The organism is Pseudomonas sp. FFPRI_1 (assembly GCF_055384485.1).
Genome location: NZ_AP029168.1, coordinates 2,697,308 through 2,719,914 on the forward strand (window position 1 = coordinate 2,697,308; position 22,607 = coordinate 2,719,914).

Sequence of the window (22,607 nt, forward strand, 5' to 3'; positions counted from 1 at the left end):
TTGACGGTGATCTTCAGGTTTTCAGTCCAGCTGTTTACCCATGGTTTCGGGAAGCAGCATGGTGACTACCAGCACCACACAGTACGCGCCACCTGCGAATATGCCGATGGCGTACGCCAGGCTGTTGGTTTGGCTCAGGTAGCCCACCAGTCCTGGAAATAGAGCACCGATTCCGCGACCGAAGTTGTAGGTAAAGCCTTGGCCAGTGGCACGCACGGATGATGGAAACAGTTCGGTGAGAAAGGCGCCCATACCGCTGAAGATCCCCGATGCGGAGAAACCTAGAGGGAACCCCAGAAAGAGCATCTGTGCATTGCTGAGTTCAAGCTGGGTGTAAGCAAAGATCGTGATGCACGACAGTAACGCAAAGATGATCAGGTTGGCCCGACGTCCCAGTCTGTCGGTGAGGTAGGCTCCACAGATATAGCCTACAAACGAGCCAAGGATGATCACCATCAGATAACTCCCGGTGCCGATCACAGAAAGGTGGCGCTCGGTCTTGAGGAAGGTCGGGAGCCAGGTGGTGATTGCGTAGTAGCCGCCTTGTACTCCCGTACAGAGTAGGGAGGCGAGGATCGTGGTCTTGAGCAGTGCAGGTGAGAAAATGATCCAGGGCGAAACGCGTTGAGCCCGGTCTTTCTGTTCGCGTTGGGCACGTTGGAACACTTCGGGTTCGGGGACGTTCTTGCGTATGTAGAGCACCAGCAGCGCCGGAATTACCCCAATCCAGAACAGCGAACGCCACGCCCACTCTTCAGGCAGTACCGAGAATGCCAAGGTGTAGAGCAGGGCTGCTGCGCCCCAGCCGATGGCCCAGCCACTTTGCACGGTTCCCACGGCTTTGCCGCGGTGTTCTGAGCGGACAATTTCACCCATCAAAACAGAGCCCACCGCCCATTCGCCACCGAAACCCAGACCTTGCAAGGCACGCAGGATAAAAACCTGCTCGAAGTTCTGAGCGAACCCGATCAGCACCGTACAAACGGAGAACCACAGGATAGTGATTTGCAGGATGCGTACCCTGCCATAACGGTCGGCAAGAACCCCTGCACCCCATCCGCCAATGGCGGAGAACAATAGGGTGATAGTGCTCAACATGCCCGCCTGACCTGTGTCGATGTGCCAGATGCTCATTAGTGTGGCAATGACAAAGGTGAAAACCATGAAGTCCAGAGCATCCAGCGCCCAGCCACCAAAAGCGGCGACGAAGGTATTTTTTTCTGTCTTGTTGAGGTTACTGAACCAGCTCATGTGCATCTCCCTCTTCATTAAGGAGCGACACCCGAGTTGCGCTGCGCTCGGCGTTGGTGACAATCAGAATATGCAGGTCGCAGGTGCTCAAATGAAAGGAACTCAGGCACTCACCCACTCTGTCCACAGCATTGTTTATGTGGAAGGCGGATTGATCACCTGATTTCCCTTCACCACATAGGTGTCGTTGCACGTAGGGCATCGGGTCGAAATGGCCCTCGCGTACCAGTTGATCAACACCTTTGCTTAAGACCAGTGCACCGATGGGGAATAGAATCTCGCGCTTGGTTTTACGAACACTCGTCTTCATAGAGGACTCCTACCTCAGAGGTGAAGCCAAGCACCCAGTCGCACAACCTGTCCAGGTGTGCGGCTGATGGGGGCTTGTTTGATTTCAGGTTCAAACAGGCTTTGTCTGGAGTAGGTTTGAGGACTGTTTTTATTCAATTGCTCAGGCGCATTCATGTCGGAAAGATTGTGTGGATGTACGAGCAGAAAGGTGCTCGTAAGTAGACGAAAAATAAAAACAAGGCTGGCAACCGATCCTTGGTCACCGGCCTTGGCAATACAGTCTGACTGCTACTCGCACATCAATCGAGGAAGGCTCGGACATACACCAGAAAGTTTCACTTATTGTGTACCTGGAGGCTGCCTGAGCCGAACTCGGCTTAAGGGCTCCTCAAGGGTAGGAGGCGATGTGCTGAGCAACAACTCATGGTGGATACTAATCAGCGTAACTGTTGGTTTCCTAACCTGTATCACAGAGCTTTAATCTACTGGGGTGTAGAGGGTATGGATATAGAACTTTTCTTGTAGTGCCGGAATTTGTATCTGTCTGGGTCAGATATTTTGCGTGTCGAGGAAGTCCTGTGCCGACTTACTTTGCCGACACGGAGCCTTTAACAATTCCAACGTTAGGAGTACAGCGCTCGAGTGCAACAGCTGTCGTAGGGACAACGCGAAGGGTCGCATCGGGTCAAGAAGTAGCCAGGATTACTGAGGGTGCGGGGTGTCCCGAATAGCAGGCAAAAAAAGCCCCCGGAGCACTGGGGGCAAAAAACGCCTCTCATTTTGATACGGGTTAATTTTACTTGTGGCTGAAGTGGGCTGGTATGGGGCAAGTATCAAAGCAACCGATATAAAATCGTTTTTGTATGAAAAAGTGTGCTCTGAGATGGATTGTTCAAGGGCAACAAAAAAGGCCTGCCCTGGGGCAGGCCTCTCTCTGGATCAGGTTGCTTACAGAATGTTGACCTGGACGTTTTGCTCGACCAGGAGCTCTGTGCTTCCCGACAGGTAGGCGTGGTAGATCACGCCATCGATGTTGGTTTCACCGCCATCGGTCCAATTGTCGGCAGGGCCTTCCTTGAGCTGCAGGGTGCTGGAGGCGTCGCCCTGGATGACGAATTGCTGCTTGCCATCGGCCAGCAGCAGGTTCTCCACGGTGAGACTTTCCAGCGATTGCGCACTCAGGCTGATGCTGTTGGAGCTGTCCTTGCCCAAGTCGATTTTCTCGATACCGGTGATCCGACCTATCAGCTCATCCAGATCGATGGTCAAGTTTTTTGCTTCCAGAAGCACTGTATCGACGCCGTTACTGCCACTAATGAGCTCGAAAGAGCTTTCATGAATGCTGTTGGCATGGTCTTCGACATGACTGATTTCAGACATCACTGACTTATCATCGGCCGGCTTGTTGTTTAGTTGTGACAACTCCTCGACCAGATGCCGGTTTTCCGAGTCAGTGGTTGTTGCCGATTGCGGCAATGATGCTAAGTGCAGATCATTCGGCTCAGGCATAAGAGCGAAATCATTAATGGTGCTCCCTTCTCCTATATAAAATGGCGGGATTTCGGTCTGCTCATCAAAGCTCATAAGGGCATTGATGGGGGGGGATAGTGTGATTCTTATACTTGTCTTATAACGATCGTTTCCGGCGTGATCAAAGGTACTAAAGTTTAATTCATTCCTACCAGCTTTAAAGTCTTGAGTGTTCACGCTAATCGACCAATTACCTTCGGCATCAGCGCGTACTTGAGGCTGAGAGGTCGAATAATCGCTTACAAGCATAACAAGATTTCCTGGATCTGTTTTTCCACTGAGGATAATAATGTTGTTTTCAGGTGTTGGTATTTGGAAGTTCCCGAGGGATCCAGATGCTACTGTGCCACTAAGGGCATTACCAGCAGAGTCAAAGGCTGTAACTTCTGTTGCTGCAGGCGCAATAGTATCCACAGTGAAACTCACCTGCGTTGATTCTGTCTTGCCATCTTGCACAAAAGAGGCAATAGCTGTGTAACTGCCGTCTTTTAAAGGCGGGGGAGTGAATGTCCACTTGCCATTGTTGTCGGCAGTCACAGTATAAACAATGGATCCAATTTCAAGGGTGAACGTCGCGTTTGCGGGCGCGGTTCCTTCAAAGGTTGGCGTGTTGTCGTTGGTCACCGTCGATTGGTTGTCTGAACCCTGGCCTGTCAGGATATTCCCCTGATAGTTATAAAAGTTGTCCATAAGAGCAGTAATGCGTAACGGGGTGCTAGTAGTGAAGTCAAAGGTGGCATCGGGGCTAATATTGCCAACCGCGTCAGTGGCCACTACTCGTAAGGTGTGCTCGCCAATCCGCAGGTCGGATGTCGGAGTGAAGCTCCAGGAGGTGCCGTTGACGGTGGCGTTGCCCAGCAGGGTCTGGCCGTCATAGATCCTCACGGTGCTGCCGGCGGTCACGGTACCGCTGAGGGTGGGTCGGCTATCGTCTGAAATACCGCCACTGGTGATTTGTCCGGTGACGCTGCCGACATCGTCGATCACGCCGATGATCACTGGTGCGGCGAGCGAGGTTTTCACGGTGAAGCTGAAGCTGGCGTCCGGGCTGGTGTTGCCGGCGCTATCGGTGGCGACGACCCGCAGGTTGTGTGGACCATCAGCCAGCGCTTTATTGGCCGGCACGGTGAAGTTCCAGCTGGTGCCGGTGAGCGTGGCACTGCCGAGCAGTGTCTGGCCGTCGTAGATATTCACCTTGGTGGTGCCCGCGGCGACGGTGCCGTTGAGGGTCGGCCGGGTGTCGTCGGAAGTGCCGCCATTGATGATTTGCCCGGTGACACTGCCGACATCATCGATCACGCCGGTGATCACTGGCGCGGCGATCGAGGTTTTCACGGTGAAGCTGAAACTGGCGTCCGGGCTGGTGTTGCCGGCAGCATCGGAAGCGACGACCCGCAGGTTGTGCGGACCATCAGCCAGCGCTTTATCGGCTGGCACGGTGAAGTTCCAGCTGGTGCCGGTGAGGGTGGCACTGCCGAGCAGTGTCTGGCCGTCGTAGATATTCACCTTGGTGGTGCCCGCGGCGACGGTGCCGTTGAGGGTCGGCCGGGTGTCGTCGGAGGTGTCACCACTGGCAATGCTGCCGGTGACGCTGCCGACATCATCGATCACGTCGGTGATCACTGGCGCGTCCAGTGAGGTTTGCACGGTGAAACTGAAGGTGGCCTCCGGGCTAGCGTTGCCTGCCCGGTCAACGGCAGTCACCGTGATCTGGTGCAGGCCAGAGTCCAGGGCTTTTTCCGGCGTGAATGCCCATTTGCCGCTGGCATCGGCAGTGGTTTGGCCAATCAGTTGCGCGTTGTCGTAGATGAAGACCTGGCTGTGGGCTTCGGCACTGCCGGAGAACACTGGCTGTGTATCGTCGGTGACATCACCCGAGGCCAGAGGCCCCTGGAGCGCGCCGACGTTGTCTTCGACCTGCTCAATCAGCGGCGCGGCAGGGGGGTGGGTATCGATAGTAAACGGGTAGGTGGCAGAGCGTGGTCCGATGTTGCCCACGGCGTCCACGGCAGCGACCGAGAAGCTGTACTCGCCGTCGGCCAGGTTGAACAGGCTGGTCGAGAAGGACCAGTTGCCTTGGCTGTTGGCCTGCACCGAGAACAACGCTTCGCCATTGAAGTAGATCAGTACGCTGCTCTGGGGCTCGGCCTGACCACTGAAGAACGGGCGATTGCTATTGGTGAAACCACTTTCTTCGATCACTTCGCCCGTGGCGGAGCCTGCACGAGGGGGCGCGAGTTGGGCCTGGGGGGGAGCAGTGCCGTCGAGCACCAGGGTAAAGGGTGGCGAAAGCAGGGCGCCAGAGCCTTCACCGGCCTGGACCCAGAACACGTGACCGCCCTGGATCATGCCTTCGGGGGTAAACGACCAGCGGCCATCACTGCCGACGTGGATTTCTTCCACGGGCTCGCCGTTATCGAAGAGGATCAGTGTGCTGTTGGGGGTGCCAGTGCCCACGAGTCTGGGGTTTGGATCATCGGTGAAACTGCCGGAGCTCAGGTTGCCGGTTGCATTTCCGACGCTGTCGACGGCATTGAGGATAGTGGGTATTTCCATGCTGTTGGCGGAGGCGAAGGTGGTCGGTTGCACGCTGCTTTCATCGGATGCGCTGAGCATTTGCATGGCTTCGGCGCGGGCTTCGGTGGCCGCGGTAACGGCCGCGATCGACAGGGCCTTGAGGTCTTGATCAGGGTGGCTGATTCCCAGCAGCAGGCTCAGTTCGGGATGCTCGACTTGAGCGGCCACGGAGCCAAGGCTTTGCGAGGTGAAAGTCACTGGGCCTTGGGCGATGGGCTGTTGTGCGTCCACTGCGCGAAGGAATTGGCCATCGGCGCGCAACAGGTGCAGGTGACTGTTCTGACTGAAGAACTGTTCCAGGGCCACGGCTGGAGAGGCAGACTCCTGGGCTTTGAAGGAGAGCAGCAGATCATCGCCAGCGCGTTCGGCCAGCAGCAGGTCATCCAGGGACTGCTGTTGCTCGACCAGCACGTACAACTCATTGGGGCGGGCGACCAGCATTTGTGTCGGTGCATCAGTGCTCAAAGCGCTGATATGCATCGTCGAATCGTCGGCGATGACTGAAAAGCGGATAGAGCTATCGATAAGAGTTTTCATGGATATCTTGGGTAGGACACATAAGAAGTTGATGTTTAATACAGCGCATAGCTGTCTGATCGACTTGCCCGTATGCGGAAGCTATCCGCCTGCCTGCTCATCGTGTTTGCGAGTTGCCGTCTCAGGGTTCAGGGCAAGGTATTTTCCAGGCCCAAAATGAGGTGAGGCATCATGACTTATTCGCATCGCGAGGATAGGGAGATAGGAAAAGGAGGTGTATCTGACCCGCTTGAAAGTCGAGTATCGATTGACTGGACTAGTACTAAGCGTTGGAAGGCGGCTGGCGAGTAAGGCTGGAAATGAGCCTGCCCCCAAAAGGGGGCAGGTAATTGAGTAGGCAAGTATCCGAAGCACCCTTGCAGGTGCTTCGGGTCGGGTTAGACCATTTCTACGGTGACACCTGCTTGAACCAACAGGTCCGCGTTCATGGTGCTGTTGTGATAGACCTCGTAGGTTATGCCGCTGGCAACCACCTGCGAGTTGTGTACCCAGCTACCGCCATCCATGCCGTTAGGCAGCAGATCGCTCAGTTGGACCACATCTCCTGCATCCCCGCGAACTGCGACCTGGATACTGTTACTGCTGATGTACATGCCAGTTGCGCCTTGTTCCAGTACATCACCCAGGGACAGCTTGAGCGTGTTGTCACCAGTACCCGTGATATCGAAGTTCTCGATCGAGCTCAGGCGAGTCTTCAGCTGTGACAAGTCCAGCACCTGATCGCTGCCGGTGAGCCTCAGTGTATCGATACCGCCGTTGCCTTCGATCAGCTTGACCTTGTCCAGCAGGCTCACGTCGCTCACAGCATAAGTATCGGCGCGACTGTTGGTGCCGTAGATCTCCGACTCCTCGCCGGTCACGGTGTAAATCACGCTTGGCGGAACAGGCGTGCTTACGTTGGTAAAGGGCGTCATGTTACCGGCAGCATCCGCAAGCGCGACGCTGGCAGAGTTCAATGTCCCAACTTCCATGCGTACCGAGCCGGCCAACAGGTCTTCCTGAGTCAGAATGTGCTCAAAGTACTGGGCACCTCGGTCACCGAATACCAAGACACGGTCACCGACACTCAAGGAACTGGTTGGCAGGTCGATCACCAACTCTGTGCCTGCAAAGCTTGCCTTGACCACTGGAAGTGTTGCGATGTTGTCAAAGGTCACGCTCTGTTTCATGACATAGCCGGAGTTGCCGTCCACATCCAGTACTCGGGTCTGAATGCTCCAACTGCTAGTGTGTGCGGTTTTGTCCTGAATGGCCCATTGAGTACCGTTCACCAGGGCATCGCTCCAGGTGCGACCACCGTCGGTGGAAACCTGAAGGCGCTGACCGGCTTCCAGTGCACCGCTGAGTTCGCCATGCATCAGTCGACCAGCGCTGCCGTTGTTGGTTACGAAGTCTGCGCCGTCCATACCAGAGTCCTTGCCCATGTGCAGCAGCTTGGCGACCTGGCTTGGGCCGTTGCCGGTGTAGATGATCATGTCGAACGCTGCAGAAGCGTCGCTACGAGTGCCTGCACCATTGATGGCGACTGCCGTGAACTGGTATTCACCATCGCTCAGTTCGGTTTCTGGAGTGAAGCTCCATTTGCCGTCTTGATCGACTTCGGCCTCGCCGATGGGCTGTCCATGGTTGTAGATCATGACGCGGTTGCCCGGTTCGGTCTTACCGGAAATACGCGGAAGATTGTCATCGGTGACATCGCCGGATGTCAGGTTACCGGTGACCGTACCGATGTCATCGAAGACCGACTCGATGGTTGGGGTCTCCGGCTGACCTTGGCTATTGATCTCGACGTTCCAGCTTGGCGAAGGATTCGACGGGTTGCCCGCCGGATCCTGCATGACCACGTTGAACGCGTAGTTGCCGTCGGCCAGTTCGGTTTCTGGTGTGAACGACCAGGAACCGTCAGCTTCGGTGATGACCACGCGGCCGATTTCTTCACTGCCGTTACGGATGATCACGGTGTCGCCAACCACGCCGGTGCCTTTGAAGGTCGGGGTGGTGTCGTCGGTGATGCCGTCTTCAGCGATCGGGCCGGTGATCGAGCCAGCGTCGTCGATGATTTCGTGCAAGCCGTGACCTTCGTCACCCAGCACCGGATCGCTTGGTGGAACGGTGTCGATCTCGACGTTCCAGCTCGGCGATGGCTTGGACTGGTTACCCGCCGGATCCTGCATGACCACGTTGAACGCGTAGTTACCGTCGGCCAGTTCGGTTTCTGGTGTGAACGACCAGGAACCGTCAGCTTCGGTGATGACCACTCGGCCGATTTCTTCGCTGCCGTTACGGATGATCACGGTGTCGCCAACCACGCCGGTGCCTTTGAAGGTCGGGGTGTTGTCATCGGTGATGCCGTCTTCAGCGATCGGGCCGGTGATCGAGCCAGCGTCGTCGATGATTTCGTGCAAGCCGTGACCTTCGTCACCCAGCACCGGATCGCTTGGCGCAACGGTGTCGATTTCGACGTTCCAGCTCGGCGACGGTTTGGACTGGTTGCCCAGCGGGTTCTGCATGACCACGTTGAATGCGTAGTTACCGTCGGCCAGTTCGGTTTCCGGTGTGAACGACCAGGAACCGTCAGCTTCGGTGATGACCACGCGGCCGATTTCTTCGTTGCCGTTACGGATGATTACGGTGTCGCCAACCACGCCGGTACCTTTGAAGGTCGGAGTGCTGTCGTCGGTGATGCCGTTTTCAGCGATCGGGCCGGTGACTTCGCCAGCGTCGTCGATGATCTCGTGCAGGCCGTGACCTTCGTCACCCAGCACCGGATCGCTTGGTGCAACGGTGTCGATTTCGACGTTCCAGCTCGGCGAAGGGTTCGACGGGTTGCCCGCCGGATCCTGCATGACCACGTTGAACGCGTAGTTGCCGTCGGCCAGTGCGGTTTCTGGTGTGAACGACCAGGAGCCGTCAGCTTCGGTGATGACCACGCGACCAATTTCTTCGCTGCCGTTACGGATGATCACAGTGTCGCCAACCACGCCGGTGCCTTTGAAGGTCGGGGTGTTGTCGTCGGTGACGCCGTTTTCAGCGATCGGGCCGGTGACTTCACCGGCGTCGTCGATGATCTCGTGGAGGCCGTGTCCTTCGTCACCCAGCACCGGATCGCTTGGCGCAACGGTGTCGATTTCGACGTTCCAGTTCGGCGAAGGCTGGGACTGATTGCCCAGCGGGTTCTGCATGATCACGTTGAACGCGTAATTGCCGTCGGCCAGTTCGGTTTCTGGTGTAAACGACCAGGAACCGTCAGCTTCGGTGATGACCACGCGGCCGATTTCTTCGTTGCCGTTACGGATGATCACAGTGTCGCCAACCACGCCGGTGCCTTTGAAGGTCGGGGTGGTGTCGTCGGTGACGCCGTTTTCAGCGATCGGGCCGGTGACTTCGCCAGCGTCGTCGATGATTTCGTGCAGGCCGTGACCTTCGTCACCCAGTACGGGATCGCTTGGTGCAACGGTGTCGATTTCGACGTTCCAGCTCGGCGATGGATTGGACTGGTTGCCCGCCGGATCCTGCATGACCACGTTGAACGCGTAGTTGCCGTCGGCCAGTTCGGTTTCTGGTGTGAACGACCAGGAGCCATCTTCGCCCACTACGGCGCGGCCAATTTCTTCGCTACCGTTACGGATGATTACGGTGTCGCCAACCACGCCGGTGCCTTTGAAGGTCGGGGTGTTGTCGTCGGTGACGCCGTTTTCAGCGATCGGGCCGGTGACTTCACCCGCGTCGTCGATGATCTCGTGCAGGCCGTGACCTTCGTCACCCAGCACCGGATCGCTTGGTGCAACGGTGTCGATTTCGACGTTCCAGCTCGGCGATGGTTTGGACTGGTTGCCCAGCGGGTTCTGCATGATCACGTTGAATGCGTAGTTACCGTCGGCCAGTTCGGTTTCCGGTGTGAACGACCAGGAACCGTCAGCTTCGGTGATGACCACGCGGCCGATTTCTTCGCTGCCGTTACGGATGATCACAGTGTCGCCAACCACGCCGGTGCCTTTGAAGGTCGGGGTGTTGTCGTCGGTGATGCCGTTTTCAGCGAGCGGGCCGGTGACTTCGCCAGCATCGTCGATGATTTCGTGCAGGCCGTGACCTTCATCACCCAGTACGGGATCGTTGGGTGCCACGGTGTCGATCTTGACGTTCCAGCTTGGCGATGGCTTGGACTGGTTGCTCGCCGGATCTTGCATGATCACGTTGAACGCGTAGTTGCCGTCGGCCAGTTCGGTTTCCGGTGTGAACGACCAGGAACCGTCAGCTTCGGTGATGACCACGCGGCCGATTTCTTCGTTGCCGTTGCGGATGATCACGGTGTCGCCAACCTCACCGGTGCCTTTGAAGGTCGGGGTGTTGTCGTCGGTGACGCCGTTTTCAGCGATCGGGCCGGTGACTTCACCCGCGTCGTCGATGATCTCGTGCAAGCCGTGACCTTCGCCACCCAGTACTGGGTCGTTTGGAGGTGTAATGTCAACCTTGATCACGAACTCCGGAGACGGCTCGGACTGACGACCGATTTCGTCCTGGATGATGATGTCGAGCTTGTGCTCGCCTTCTTCCAGTTCAGGGGTGAAGGTCCACTTGCCGTCTTCGTCGACCACGACTTCGCCGATCACATTGCCGTTGTCACGGATGATCACGGTGTCGCCCGGCTTGCCGCTGCCGTTGAGGATTGGGGACTGGCTGTCGGTCTCGCCGCCGTTGAGGATCGGACCGGTAACCGGACCGAAGTTGTCGATGACTTCGTTGAGGCCGGGGCCGCTGCCGTCGATGGACGGAGCGTCCGGACGGGTGGTGCTGTCAACCTTGATCACGAACTCCGGAGACGGCTCGGACTGACGACCGATTTCGTCCTGGATGATGATGTCGAGCTTGTGCTCGCCTTCTTCCAGTTCAGGGGTGAAGGTCCACTTGCCGTCTTCGTCGACCACGACTTCGCCGATCACATTGCCGTTGTCACGGATGATCACGGTGTCGCCCGGCTTGCCGCTGCCGTTGAGGGTTGGGGACTGGCTGTCGGTCTCGCCGCCGTTGAGGATCGGGCCGGTAACCGGACCGAAGTTGTCGATGACTTCGTTGAGGCCGGGGCCGCTGCCGTCGATGGACGGAGCGTCCGGACGGGTGGTGCTGTCAACCTTGATCACGAACTCCGGAGACGGCTCGGACTGACGACCGATTTCGTCCTGGATGATGATGTCGAGCTTGTGCTCGCCTTCTTCCAGTTCAGGGGTGAAGGTCCACTTGCCGTCTTCGTCGACCACGACTTCGCCGATCACTTCGCCGTTGTCACGGATGATCACGGTGTCGCCCGGCTTGCCGCTGCCGTTGAGGGTTGGGGACTGGCTGTCGGTCTCGCCGCCGTTGAGGATCGGACCGGTAACCGGACCGAAGTTGTCGATGACTTCGTTGAGGCCGGGGCCGCTGCCGTCGATGGACGGAGCGTCCGGACGGGTAGTGCTGTCAACCTTGATCACGAACTCCGGAGACGGATCGGACTGACGACCGATTTCGTCCTGGATGATGATGTCGAGCTTGTGCTCGCCTTCTTCCAGTTCAGGGGTGAAGGTCCACTTGCCGTCTTCGTCGACCACGACTTCGCCGATCACATTGCCGTTGTCACGGATGATCACGGTGTCGCCCGGCTTGCCGCTGCCGTTGAGGGTTGGGGACTGGCTGTCGGTCTCGCCGCCGTTGAGGATCGGGCCGGTAACCGGACCGAAGTTGTCGATGACTTCGTTGAGGCCGGGGCCGCTGCCGTCGATGGACGGAGCGTCCGGACGGGTGGTGCTGTCAACCTTGATCACGAACTCCGGAGACGGCTCGGACTGACGACCGATTTCGTCCTGGATGATGATGTCGAGCTTGTGCTCGCCTTCTTCCAGTTCAGGGGTGAAGGTCCACTTGCCGTCTTCGTCGACCACGACTTCGCCGATCACTTCGCCGTTGTCACGGATGATCACGGTGTCGCCCGGCTTGCCGCTGCCGTTGAGGGTTGGGGACTGGCTGTCGGTCTCGCCGCCGTTGAGGATCGGACCGGTAACCGGACCGAAGTTGTCGATGACTTCGTTGAGGCCGGGGCCGCTGCCGTCGATGGACGGAGCGTCCGGACGGGTGGTGCTGTCAACCTTGATCACGAACTCCGGAGACGGATCGGACTGACGACCGATTTCGTCCTGGATGATGATGTCGAGCTTGTGCTCGCCTTCTTCCAGCTCAGGGGTGAAGGTCCACTTGCCGTCTTCGTCGACTACGACTTCGCCGATCACTTCGCCGTTGTCACGGATGATCACGGTGTCGCCCGGCTTGCCGCTGCCGTTGAGGGTTGGGGACTGGCTGTCGGTCTCGCCGCCGTTGAGGATCGGGCCGGTAACCGGACCGAAGTTGTCGATGACTTCGTTGAGGCCGGGGCCGCTGCCGTCGATGGACGGAGCGTCCGGACGGGTGGTGCTGTCAACCTTGATCACGAACTCCGGAGACGGCTCGGACTGACGACCGATTTCGTCCTGGATGATGATGTCGAGCTTGTGCTCGCCTTCTTCCAGTTCAGGGGTGAAGGTCCACTTGCCGTCTTCGTCGACCACGACTTCGCCGATCACTTCGCCGTTGTCACGGATGATCACGGTGTCGCCCGGCTTGCCGCTGCCGTTGAGGGTTGGGGACTGGCTGTCGGTCTCGCCGCCGTTGAGGATCGGGCCGGTAACCGGGCCGAAGTTGTCGACGACTTCATGCAGGCCAGGGCCATCGCCACCTAGGCCGGGAGTCTGGATTGGTGCAGTGTCGACGATGACAACCCAGGGAGCAGAAGGCGCTGACAGGTTGCCTGCCGCGTCCTTGGCACGAATGGTCAGCTCGTGCTTGGCATCAGACAGTGGGGTATCAGGATTAAATACCCAGACACCATTTGCGCCTGCTTGTACTGTTCCCCACAGTACGCCGTTATCGTAGATAGACACGATAGAATGGGCTTCGGCTGAGCCGGAGATTACCGGTTTGCTGTCGTCGGTGAAGTCACCCGAAGTCAGGTTACCTTGCAACTTACCGATGTTGTCTTCAACCAGATCGATTGTCGGAGTGCTGGGAGGCAGAGTGTCGATGGTGATCTGGTACGGCGGCGAAACTAATCCGACGTTGCCGACAGCGTCCATGGCGGCTACGGAAATGTTGTATTCACCGTCAAGCATGGAGAAGAAGCGTGTGCTGAATTCCCAGGTGCCGTTAGCTCGGGCAACAGTGGTGCCAATCAGTTCGCCATTGTTGTAGATCAGGACCGTGGCAAAGGCTTCCGCCTGGCCACTGAAAGTAGGTTTGTTACTGGTAGTAAGGCTACCGGAGTTGATTTGCGGACCGCTGCTGCTGCCTTCGTTGATCGAGTCGATGGTCGCCTGTGCAGGTGCGCTGCTATCGAGTACCAGAGTGAAGTTGGGCGATGTCAGGGTTTCGGTACCACTTCCCGCTTGAACCCACAGCACGTGACCGCCCTGAATGAGCCCTTCAAGCTCAAAGGTCCAATTACCACTGGCATCCACCAGGATTTCGTCAATGGGCTCACCGTTGTCGAAAAGAATCAGAGAAGTATTGGGTGTGCCAGTCCCCATCAGAAGCGGACGCGCGTCGTCAGTGAAGCCTCCAGAGCGAAGTTCGCCGGTGATTTCTCCAGCGCGATCAAGCGCTTTTAGAATCAGTGGCATTTCCTGGTTTTCCAGGAATAGAGCCTGGGCAGCCGGCTCAATAACCATGGTCGCCTCTTCAGCGACAGACTGGGCTGCGAGTGAGGCGGATTTCATGGCCGAGGCAAAAGCTGTGGCTGCCAGGTTCTGAGATTCGTCCGATGGGTGCATTGCCCCATGCAGAAGCCCCAGTGCGGGGTGCTCGGTCATTTGGGCAACTGAGCCCAGCGAGTCAAGTGCGAACGAAACCTCTCCCTGTTGCTGAGTGCCTTGTGTCGTCATTACTCGTGTCAGCTCGCCGTCGGCGCGCAGCAGATGAAGACTGTTGTGCTGGCTGAAGAACTGTTCCAGGGCCACGGCTGGAGAGGCAGACTCCTGGGCTTTGAAGGAGAGCAGCAGATCATCGCCAGCGCGTTCGGCCAGCAGCAGGTCATCCAGGGACTGCTGTTGCTCGACCAGCACGTACAACTCATTGGGGCGGGCGACCAGCATTTGTGTCGGTGCATCAGTGCTCAAAGCGCTGATATGCATCGTCGAATCGTCGGCGATGACTGAAAAGCGGATAGAGCTATCGATAAGAGTTTTCATGGATATCTTGGGTAGGACACATAAGAAGTTGATGTTTAATACAGCGCATAGCTGTCTGATCGACTTGCCCGTATGCGGAAGCTATCCGCCTGCCTGCTCATCGTGTTTGCGAGTTGCCGTCTCAGGGTTCAGGGCAAGGTATTTTCCAGGCCCAAAATGAGGTGAGGCATCATGACTTATTCGCATTGCGAGGATAGGTAGATAGGAAAAGGAGGTGTATCTGATCCGCTTGAAAGTCGAGCCTCGATTACTTGGACTGGTACTAATCGTTGAAGGGCGGCTGGCAAGTAAGGCTGTAAATGAGCCTGCCCCCTTAAAGGGGGCAGGTAATTGAGTGGGTCAGTATCCGAAGCACCCTCACAGGTGCCTCGGCTCGGGTTAGACCATTTGCACGGTGACACCTGCCTCCACCAGCAGGTCCGCGTTCATGGTGCTGTTGTGATAGACCTCGTAGGTAATACCGCTGGCGATGATCCGCGAGTTGTGTACCCAGCTACCGCCATCCATGCCGTTAGGCAGCAGATCACTCAGTTGGACCACATCTCCTGCATCCCCGCGAACCGCGACCTGGATACTGTTACTGCTGATGTACATGCCAGTTGCGCCTTGTTCCAGTACATCACCAAGGGACAGCTTGAGCGTGTTGTCACCAGTACCCGTGATATCGAAGTTCTCGATCGAGCTCAGGCGAGTCTTCAGCTGTGACAAGTCCAGCACCTGATCGCTGCCGGTGAGCCTCAGTGTATCGATACCGCCGTTGCCTTCGATCAGCTTGACCTTGTCCAGCAGGCTCAGGTCGCTCACCTGGTAGACGTCTGCACGACCATTAGTGCCGTAGATCTCCGACTCCTCGCCGGTCACGATGTAAGTCGCGTTTGGCGGAACAGGAATATTGACGTTGGTCCAGTTGGACATGTTGCCGGCAGCATCCACAAGCGCAACGCTGGCTGAACTCAATGCCCCAACTTCCATGCGTACCGAGCCAGCCAACAGGTCTTCCTGAGTCAGGATGTGCTCAAAGTACTGGGCACCCCGTTCACCGAACACCACCACACGGTCACCGACATTCAAGGAACTGGTTGGCAGGTCGATCACCAACTCCGTGCCTGCAAAGCTTGCGGAAGCCGCTGGGCGAGTTGCCGAGTTGTCGAAGGTCACGCTCTGTTTCATGACGTAGCCGGAGTTGCCATCCACATCCAGTACTCGGGTCTGAATGCTCCAACTGCCGCTGTGTGCGGCCTTGTCTTGCATGGCCCATTGGGTACCGTTCACCAGTGCATCGCTCCAGGTGCGACCACCGTCGGTGGAAACCTGAAGGCGCTGACCGGCTTCCAGTGCACCGCTGAGTTCGCCATACATCAGTCGACCAGCGCTGCCGTTGTTGGTCACGAAGTCTGCGCCGTCCATACCAGAGTCCTTGCCCATGTGCAGCAGCTTGGCGACCTGGCTTGGGCCGTTGCCGGTGTAGATAATCATGTCGAACGCTGTAGAAGCGTCGCTACGAGTGCCTGCACCATTGATGGCGACTGCCGTGAAACTGTGCTCGCCATCGTTCAACTCGGTTTCTGGAATGAAGCTCCATTTGCCGTCTTGATCGACTTCGGCTTCACCAATGGGCTGCCCATGATCGTAGATCATGACGCGGTTGCCCGGTTCGGTCTTACCGGAAATACGCGGAAGATTGTCATCGGTGACATCGCCGGATGTCAGGTTACCGGTGACCGTACCGATGTCATCGAAGACCGACTCGATGGTTGGAGTCTCCGGCTGACCTTGGCTATTGATCTCGACGTTCCAGCTTGGCGATGGCTTGGACTGGTTACCCGCCGGATCCTGCATGACCACGTTGAACGCGTAGTTACCGTCGGCCAGTTCGGTTTCTGGTGTGAACGACCAGGAACCGTCAGCTTCGGTGATGACCACTCGGCCGATTTCTTCGCTGCCGTTACGGATGATCACGGTGTCGCCAACCACGCCGGTGCCTTTGAAGGTCGGGGTGTTGTCATCGGTGATGCCGTCTTCAGCGATCGGGCCGGTGATCGAGCCAGCGTCGTCGATGATTTCGTGCAAGCCGTGACCTTCGTCACCCAGCACCGGATCGCTTGGCGCAACGGTGTCGATTTCGACGTTCCAGCTCGGCGACGGTTTGGACTGGTTGCCCAGCGGGTTCTGCATGATCACGTTGAACGCGTAGTTGCCGTCGGCCAGTTCGGTTTCTGGTGTGAACGACCAGGAACCGTCAGCTTCGGTGATAACCATGCGGCCGATTTCTTCGTTGCCGTTGCGGATGATCACGGTGTCGCCAACCACGCCGGTGCCTTTGAAGGTCGGGGTGGTGTCGTCGGTGACGCCGTTTTCAGCGATCGGGCCGGTGACTTCGCCAGCGTCGTCGATGATTTCGTGCAGGCCGTGACCTTCGTCACCCAGCACCGGATCGCTTGGTGCAACGGTGTCGATTTCGACGTTCCAGCTTGGCGAAGGATTCGACGGGTTGCCCGCCGGATCCTGCATGACCACGTTGAACGCGTAGTTGCCGTCGGCCAGTGCGGTTTCTGGTGTGAACGACCAGGAACCGTCAGCTTCGGTGATGACCACGCGGCCAATTTCTTCGCTGCCGTTACGGATGATCACAGTGTCGCCAACTACGCCGGTGCCTTTGAAGGTCGGGGTGTTGTCGTCGGTGACGCCGTTTTCAGCGATCGGGCCGGTGACTTCACCGGCGTCGTCGATGATCTCGTGCAGGCCGTGTCCTTCGTCACCCAGCACCGGATCGCTTGGCGCAACGGTGTCGATTTCGACGTTCCAGTTCGGCGAAGGCTGGGACTGATTGCCCAGCGGGTTCTGCATGATCACGTTGAACGCGTAATTGCCGTCGGCCAGTTCGGTTTCTGGTGTAAACGACCAGGAACCGTCAGCTTCGGTGATGACCACGCGGCCGATTTCTTCGTTGCCGTTACGGATGATCACAGTGTCGCCAACCACGCCGGTGCCTTTGAAGGTCGGGGTGGTGTCGTCGGTGACGCCGTTTTCAGCGATCGGGCCGGTGACTTCGCCAGCGTCGTCGATGATTTCGTGCAGGCCGTGACCTTCGTCACCCAGTACGGGATCGCTTGGTGCAACGGTGTCGATTTCGACGTTCCAGCTCGGCGATGGATTGGACTGGTTGCCCGCCGGATCCTGCATGACCACGTTGAACGCGTAGTTGCCGTCGGCCAGTTCGGTTTCTGGTGTGAACGACCAGGAACCGTCAGCTTCGGTGATGACCACGCGGCCGATTTCTTCGTTGCCGTTACGGATGATCACGGTGTCGCCAACCACGCCGGTGCCTTTGAAGGTCGGGGTGGTGTCGTCGGTGATGCCGTTTTCAGCGATCGGGCCAGTGATTTCGCCAGCATCGTCGATGATTTCGTGCAGGCCATAGCCTTCGTCACCCAGTACGGGATCGCTTGGTGCAACGGTGTCGATTTCGACGTTCCAGCTCGGCGAAGGATTCGACTGGTTGCCCGCTGGGTTCTGCATGACCACGTTGAATGCGTAGTTACCGTCGGCCAGTTCGGTTTCTGGTGTGAACGACCAGGAACCGTCAGCTTCGGTGATGACCACGCGGCCGATTTCTTCGCTGCCGTTACGGATGATCACGGTGTCGCCAACCACGCCGGTGCCTTTGAAGGTCGGGGTGTTGTCGTCGGTGACGCCGTTTTCAGCGATCGGGCCGGTGACTTCACCGGCGTCGTCGATGATCTCGTGCAGGCCGTGTCCTTCGTCACCCAGCACCGGATCGCTTGGCGCAACGGTGTCGATTTCGACGTTCCAGTTCGGCGAAGGCTGGGACTGATTGCCCAGCGGGTTCTGCATGATCACGTTGAACGCGTAATTGCCGTCGGCCAGTTCGGTTTCTGGTGTAAACGACCAGGAACCGTCAGCTTCGGTGATGACCACGCGGCCGATTTCTTCGTTGCCGTTACGGATGATCACAGTGTCGCCAACCACGCCGGTGCCTTTGAAGGTCGGGGTGGTGTCGTCGGTGACGCCGTTTTCAGCGATCGGGCCGGTGACTTCGCCAGCGTCGTCGATGATTTCGTGCAGGCCGTGACCTTCGTCACCCAGTACGGGATCGCTTGGTGCAACGGTGTCGATTTCGACGTTCCAGCTCGGCGATGGATTGGACTGGTTGCCCGCCGGATCCTGCATGACCACGTTGAACGCGTAGTTGCCGTCGGCCAGTTCGGTTTCTGGTGTGAACGACCAGGAACCGTCAGCTTCGGTGATGACCACGCGGCCGATTTCTTCGTTGCCGTTACGGATGATCACGGTGTCGCCAACCACGCCGGTGCCTTTGAAGGTCGGGGTGGTGTCGTCGGTGATGCCGTTTTCAGCGATCGGGCCAGTGATTTCGCCAGCATCGTCGATGATTTCGTGCAGGCCATAGCCTTCGTCACCCAGTACGGGATCGCTTGGTGCAACGGTGTCGATTTCGACGTTCCAGCTCGGCGAAGGATTCGACTGGTTGCCCGCTGGGTTCTGCATGACCACGTTGAATGCGTAGTTACCGTCGGCCAGTTCGGTTTCTGGTGTGAACGACCAGGAACCGTCAGCTTCGGTGATGACCACGCGGCCGATTTCTTCGCTGCCGTTACGGATGATCACGGTGTCGCCAACCACGCCGGTGCCTTTGAAGGTCGGGGTGTTGTCGTCGGTGACGCCGTTTTCAGCGATCGGGCCGGTGACTTCACCGGCGTCGTCGATGATCTCGTGCAGGCCGTGTCCTTCGTCACCCAGCACCGGATCGCTTGGCGCAACGGTGTCGATTTCGACGTTCCAGTTCGGCGAAGGCTTGGACTGAATGCCCAGCGGGTTCTGCATGACCACGTTGAATGCGTAGTTACCGTCGGCCAGTTCGGTTTCCGGTGTGAACGACCAGGAACCGTCAGCTTCGGTGATGACCACGCGGCCGATTTCTTCGTTGCCGTTACGGATGATCACGGTGTCGCCAACCACGCCGGTACCTTTGAAGGTCGGAGTGCTGTCGTCGGTGATGCCGTTTTCAGCGATCGGGCCGGTGACTTCGCCAGCGTCGTCGATGATTTCGTGCAGGCCATAGCCTTCGTCACCCAGCACCGGATCGCTTGGTGCAACGGTGTCGATTTCGACGTTCCAGCTCGGCGAAGGGTTCGACGGGTTGCCCGCCGGATCCTGCATGACCACGTTGAACGCGTAGTTGCCGTCGGCCAGTGCGGTTTCTGGTGTGAACGACCAGGAGCCGTCAGCTTCGGTGATGACCACGCGACCAATTTCTTCGCTGCCGTTACGGATGATCACAGTGTCGCCAACCACGCCGGTGCCTTTGAAGGTCGGGGTGTTGTCGTCGGTGACGCCGTTTTCAGCGATCGGGCCGGTGACTTCACCGGCGTCGTCGATGATTTCGTGGAGGCCGTGTCCTTCGTCACCCAGCACCGGATCGCTTGGCGCAACGGTGTCGATTTCGACGTTCCAGTTCGGCGAAGGCTGGGACTGATTGCCCAGCGGGTTCTGCATGATCACGTTGAACGCGTAATTGCCGTCGGCCAGTTCGGTTTCTGGTGTAAACGACCAGGAACCGTCAGCTTCGGTGATGACCACGCGGCCGATTTCTTCGTTGCCGTTACGGATGATCACAGTGTCGCCAACCACGCCGGTGCCTTTGAAGGTCGGGGTGGTGTCGTCGGTGACGCCGTTTTCAGCGATCGGGCCGGTGACTTCGCCAGCGTCGTCGATGATTTCGTGCAGGCCGTGACCTTCGTCACCCAGTACGGGATCGCTTGGTGCAACGGTGTCGATTTCGACGTTCCAGCTCGGCGATGGATTGGACTGGTTGCCCGCCGGATCCTGCATGACCACGTTGAACGCGTAGTTGCCGTCGGCCAGTTCGGTTTCTGGTGTGAACGACCAGGAACCGTCAGCTTCGGTGATGACCACGCGGCCGATTTCTTCGTTGCCGTTACGGATGATCACGGTGTCGCCAACCACGCCGGTGCCTTTGAAGGTCGGGGTGGTGTCGTCGGTGATGCCGTTTTCAGCGATCGGGCCAGTGATTTCGCCAGCATCGTCGATGATTTCGTGCAGGCCATAGCCTTCGTCACCCAGTACGGGATCGCTTGGTGCAACGGTGTCGATTTCGACGTTCCAGCTCGGCGAAGGATTCGACTGGTTGCCCGCTGGGTTCTGCATGACCACGTTGAATGCGTAGTTACCGTCGGCCAGTTCGGTTTCTGGTGTGAACGACCAGGAGCCGTCAGCTTCGGTGATGACCACGCGGCCGATTTCTTCGTTGCCGTTACGGATGATCACGGTGTCGCCAACCACGCCGGTACCTTTGAAGGTCGGGGTGTTGTCGTCGGTGATGCCGTTTTCAGCGATCGGGCCGGTGATTTCGCCAGCATCGTCGATGATTTCGTGCAGGCCATAGCCTTCGTCACCCAGCACCGGGTCGGTTGGCGGTGTAGTGTCAATCTTGATCACGAACTCCGGAGACGGATCGGACTGACGACCGATTTCGTCCTGGATGATGATGTCGAGCTTATGCTCGCCTTCTTCCAGGTCGGGAGTGAAGGTCCACTTGCCGTCTTCATCGATTACGACTTCGCCGATCACTTCGCCCTTGTCACGGATGATCACGGTGTCGCCAGGGTTACCGCTGCCGTTAAGGGTCGGTGTCAGGTCGTCGGTTTCGCCGCCATTGAGGACCGGGCCGGTGACCGGGCCGAAGTTGTCGATGACTTCGTTGAGGCCGGGGCCGCTGCCATCGATGGACGGAGCGTCCGGACGGGTGGTGCTGTCAACCTTGACGACCCACTCTGCAGACGGGGCGGACTCATTACCCGATGGTGTTTTAATGATGACGTTGAACGCATACTCGCCGTCAGGCAGTTCACTTTCTGGAGTGAATGACCAACTGCCATCCGCATTTTCGATGGTGACGCTGCCGATGATCGTAGTGCCGTTACGGATGATCATGGTGTCGCCAGGTTTACCTGTCCCTTTCAGGGTCGGCGTACGGTCGTCAGTTTCACCTCCGTTGAGGATCGAACCGGTGACCGGACCGAAGTCGTCGATGACCTCGCTGATACCAGGGCCATCGCCACCCAGGACGGGGGTTTCAGGCAGCGTAGTGTCGACGATGAGAATCCATGGCGCGGACGGATCGGACAGGTTGCCTACCGCATCCTTGGCACGAACGGTCAGGCTGTGGCTGGCATCGGACAGGGGGGCTGTCAGTGTTATGGACCAGTTGCCGTTGATATCTGCTTTGGTTTCGCCAATGACAGTGTTGCCATCGTAGATGTAGATGAAGGCGTTCTTTTCCGCGGTACCGGACAGAGTCGGTTGTGGATCGTCGGTTACGCTGCCGGAAGCAATGCTGCCCTGCACAGCGCCGACCATATCCTGCACGTCATCGATGATCGGTGGCGGCGGCGGTACTCTGTCAAGGTTGATGCTGTAAGGGGGTGAGACTTGCGAAACGTTGCCCACAAAGTCGGTGACCTCGATACGGAAGTCAAATTGGCCATCTCTGTTGAGGAGAGCCAGAGGGATTTCCACACTCCAACTACCGTCCATCTTGGCTTGAATGGACAGCAGCGCTCTGTTGCCCTCGAAGATGGTCACAACGCCCTGGCGTTCCGTGACACCCGAGAGTACCGGAGCGACATTACCGATGCTCTCACCAGATTCCAGGACGGTATCGCCAACCATGATCTTGTCGATAAAAGACCGAGTTGGCGAAGTGCCGTCAACCAACAGGCTGACTGGAGAGCCGAGGACATTACCGGTTGCCATATCCATGACACTGAAAATGTAGGCCCCATCCAATGTGGTGGTTCCCGGAACGTACGACCACTGGCCGTCAGGGCCAACCTCAATGATGTCGATGGGTTCGCCATTTTGCAGGAACAGCAGCGTCGAGCCTGGAGTCCCTCCGCCCTGGAACAAGGGGAAGCGCTCGTCAGTAACGAAGTTGGTGACGTCTCCGATCGCTTCACCGGTCCGGTCGAGAATGCTGTTGATCCCGGGCTGAGCGGATGAGCGTGCTTCAGCCCCAAAGGTCGTTATCATTGCTTCGGCGTTCTGGGGTTCAGGTCCATCAACCGCAGATGGGCTTTGCGCCTCTACCGCTTCATGCAGTGTTTGAAGAGT

At 57.8% G+C, this 22,607-nt stretch carries 5 protein-coding genes; all 5 read right to left on the minus strand.

What is annotated here, in order from left to right; translation table 11 throughout:
* Positions 1 to 21 precede the first annotated feature (21 nt).
* The 5 genes from ACZ5BO_RS12290 to ACZ5BO_RS12310 all read right to left on the minus strand — a co-directional run bounded on the left by ACZ5BO_RS12290 (position 22) and on the right by ACZ5BO_RS12310 (position 22,526).
* Positions 22 to 1,257, minus strand: coding sequence for an MFS transporter (locus ACZ5BO_RS12290; protein ID WP_464700004.1), 1,236 nt, complete (start codon positions 1,255 to 1,257; stop codon positions 22 to 24).
* A complete protein-coding gene (locus ACZ5BO_RS12295; protein WP_464700006.1) occupies positions 1,235 to 1,561 on the minus strand; it encodes a hypothetical protein in 327 nt (108 codons plus the stop codon). The genes ACZ5BO_RS12290 and ACZ5BO_RS12295 overlap by 23 nt, the downstream gene beginning before the upstream one ends.
* Before the next feature lie 929 nt (positions 1,562 to 2,490).
* The gene (locus ACZ5BO_RS12300; RefSeq protein WP_464700008.1) at positions 2,491 to 6,186 is read right to left on the minus strand and encodes an Ig-like domain-containing protein; all 3,696 of its coding nucleotides are present in this window, start codon (positions 6,184 to 6,186) and stop codon (positions 2,491 to 2,493) included.
* Between the two features lie 377 nt (positions 6,187 to 6,563).
* A complete protein-coding gene (locus tag ACZ5BO_RS12305; RefSeq protein WP_464700010.1) occupies positions 6,564 to 14,435 on the minus strand; it encodes an Ig-like domain-containing protein in 7,872 nt (2,623 codons plus the stop codon).
* 378 nt (positions 14,436 to 14,813) lie between these two features.
* Positions 14,814 to 22,526 (minus strand): Ig-like domain-containing protein, encoded by a 7,713-nt coding sequence (locus ACZ5BO_RS12310; protein ID WP_464700012.1) that lies wholly within the window; start codon positions 22,524 to 22,526, stop codon positions 14,814 to 14,816.
* Between the last annotated feature and the right edge of the window lie 81 nt (positions 22,527 to 22,607).

Coding starts and splice junctions, on each gene's coding strand:
- ACZ5BO_RS12300 (WP_464700008.1), bottom strand. CDS start 6,186: ATGAAAACTCTTATCGATAGCTCTATCCGCTTTTCAGTCATCGCCGAC.
- ACZ5BO_RS12295 (WP_464700006.1), bottom strand. CDS start 1,561: ATGAAGACGAGTGTTCGTAAAACCAAGCGCGAGATTCTATTCCCCATC.
- ACZ5BO_RS12310 (WP_464700012.1), bottom strand. CDS start 22,526: ATGATAACGACCTTTGGGGCTGAAGCACGCTCATCCGCTCAGCCCGGG.
- ACZ5BO_RS12290 (WP_464700004.1), bottom strand. CDS start 1,257: ATGCACATGAGCTGGTTCAGTAACCTCAACAAGACAGAAAAAAATACC.
- ACZ5BO_RS12305 (WP_464700010.1), bottom strand. CDS start 14,435: ATGAAAACTCTTATCGATAGCTCTATCCGCTTTTCAGTCATCGCCGAC.